Source organism: Monashia sp. HAY1-2A, assembly GCF_056755315.1.
Map to the genome: position 1 here is coordinate 1 of NZ_JBNDHY010000281.1, position 2,116 is coordinate 2,116.

Consider the following 2,116-nt stretch of genomic DNA (forward strand, 5'->3'; position numbering starts at 1 on the left):
ACACGATCAGGGTTGAGTGCTACACCGCACATTCGCGCGGCTCCAGCAGCGCAGAACTGCTGCGGACGGTGCGAGAAAACCCGGCGTCCCTGCTGGTCGACTCGGGAAAGGAGATCCGCAGTTTCCGCGTCGCGGCCACGACCACGCTGGGGCCCAAGCGGGGCCGCGGAAGAGGCACGTTCATCGACTCGGTCCTGAACGGCATCGACGCGTTTTACGCGGACATCCTCCAGGACCTGAAGGCGTGGTCGGCTGCACCGCCGAAGTTGCGTCCCGCTCCGGCGACTCCGGATGAGATCGAGCCAGTCGTGCCCGCGAGCCTGTCCTCCACGGAACTGTCCTCCCAGGACGGGACCGTGCCAGCATTTGGAGTCGCCGAGGCCGATGGATTTGATGGGCAAACGTTCGCCGGTCGCAGCCACTCATGAATGCGGGGCGGTAGCCCGCCCAAGCCAGGAATCGCGAGGCGAGGGATGGGCATCCGCGCCTGCGTCCGCCAGGTCGAGTAGCGGCGAAGTGACGCAGAGTCGCCCTGCCATCGCCACGGTGCGCCCTGGGGAAGCGGGGGTCTCCGTGGGGCTCCGTCGCGGTTCCGGAGCCCGGACGGCTGCCAAAGGGCTTAAGCGCTACCGCACCACTTCGGGAACGTTCATGAGACCGGCCTTTGCGACTCGCAGCACGGGATCGAACTCCAAGGACGTCTCCACTAGCTGTTCGAGGTGGTCTGGTGTGCCACATGCGAACAGCGTCCGTTTTGGCGATTCGTGGGCGACCCTGCACTTCGCCGGCTCGCCGCACTTCCGCGTCGGGGTTACCTCGACGATCGCGTCACAGTTCATCGCCAACCCTCCGGCAAGCTCAGTTTGGGTAGCGGGACCAGTCGCCCGTCGACCGAGTGGCCAGGACTAGCTTGCGAGTCTCTTCAGGCGCGGCAGCCCAAAGCACGTCGTATTCGCGCAGCAGGTTCTGAAGGTGCGCCCACCGGATCTTCTGGAACTGCGTCCTGGGGCGCTAACGAGCCGCCAAGCGCATCGCGCTGAGGCAAGGCGGCTCCATCTGGTTCTCTGCCATGGTCCCTCCCCTGGGCGTCATGCTTGCGCGGAGCATATGCACTCACGAGTTGGTCTGCATTGGCTTTGTCGAGTACGCCTGCCTCCCGCGGGATGCGGCCGACCCCGTGCGGCCGCCAAGACAGGCGTGGGCCGTCAAGTGCATCGAGCGAGGGCGCGGCTGACGAAAGCGCGCTGGCATCGGCAGATCCGGTAAACAACGACCGTCTGCAAGTGACCGCCCGCACGCGCTGCACGATTCGATCAGGAGCCGTCGTTTGAAGACCTGGTTCACCGCTGGGAGCCAGCTGCAGGCCTCTCCTGAGCCCCATCGCTCTCGCACCCGGTCGCCGACGCGGAGCGGATCGGGACCATGTCCGTTGTGGCCACGGGCCACGCGGCGCCCGCTCTGGACCGGGCAACGAAAATCCACATCACAGCCATACAGACGGCACGACCGTCTCCCTCGCTCGCATGAGGCTTACCCGACCAGCCGTCGTCAACTTCGACGGGGCCGGTCTACGTCGGGGCCTTTATGCCGACGGGCAGGCCTGCATGCGAGGCGTCACCGGCGCCCCCATGCGACCTCGCCAGCGCGACCCCCTAGCGGAACCGCGGCTGAGAACGCGACCTTGCCTGCGCTCGCTTCCATCAAAGACGAGACCGACCCGCAGCCGCCTCGTCGTGCACCTGGGGCGTGCTGACAAAACTAGACATGGCGAATGCTCCCCCACCCCGGCGAGACACACGCCCCAACGGCAGACGAGTAGCCTGACAGGTCGTTGACCCGGGCGTCGCCCCCGCCGTGCTGAGGACGCGCCTGGCTGGCGCGCGGGCCCATCACCATCGCGGCGCACGATGGCGTCGCGGGTCTGCAGGAACCCGGCCCCATCCCCCTGCGGCAAGTCAACTGCTAGCCCAACGGCCATGCTGGTCGGGCCACCACGTCCCCGACGGCAGCATGCCGCCGCCTACGGTGAGAGCGCTAGTTGTACTGACCCGACAGGTTGGTTAAGCGGGTGATGGGTGGCTTGTTCCCGCAGGCGGTGTGGGGTCGGTGGTGGTTG

General features: G+C 66.9%; 1 pseudogene. It reads left to right on the top strand.

Annotated features, from left to right (window positions below):
* A pseudogene (locus tag ACPYOM_RS21770) lies at positions 1-428 on the top strand (hypothetical protein); the annotation flags it as partial.
* Positions 429-2,116: the final 1,688 nt, after the last annotated feature.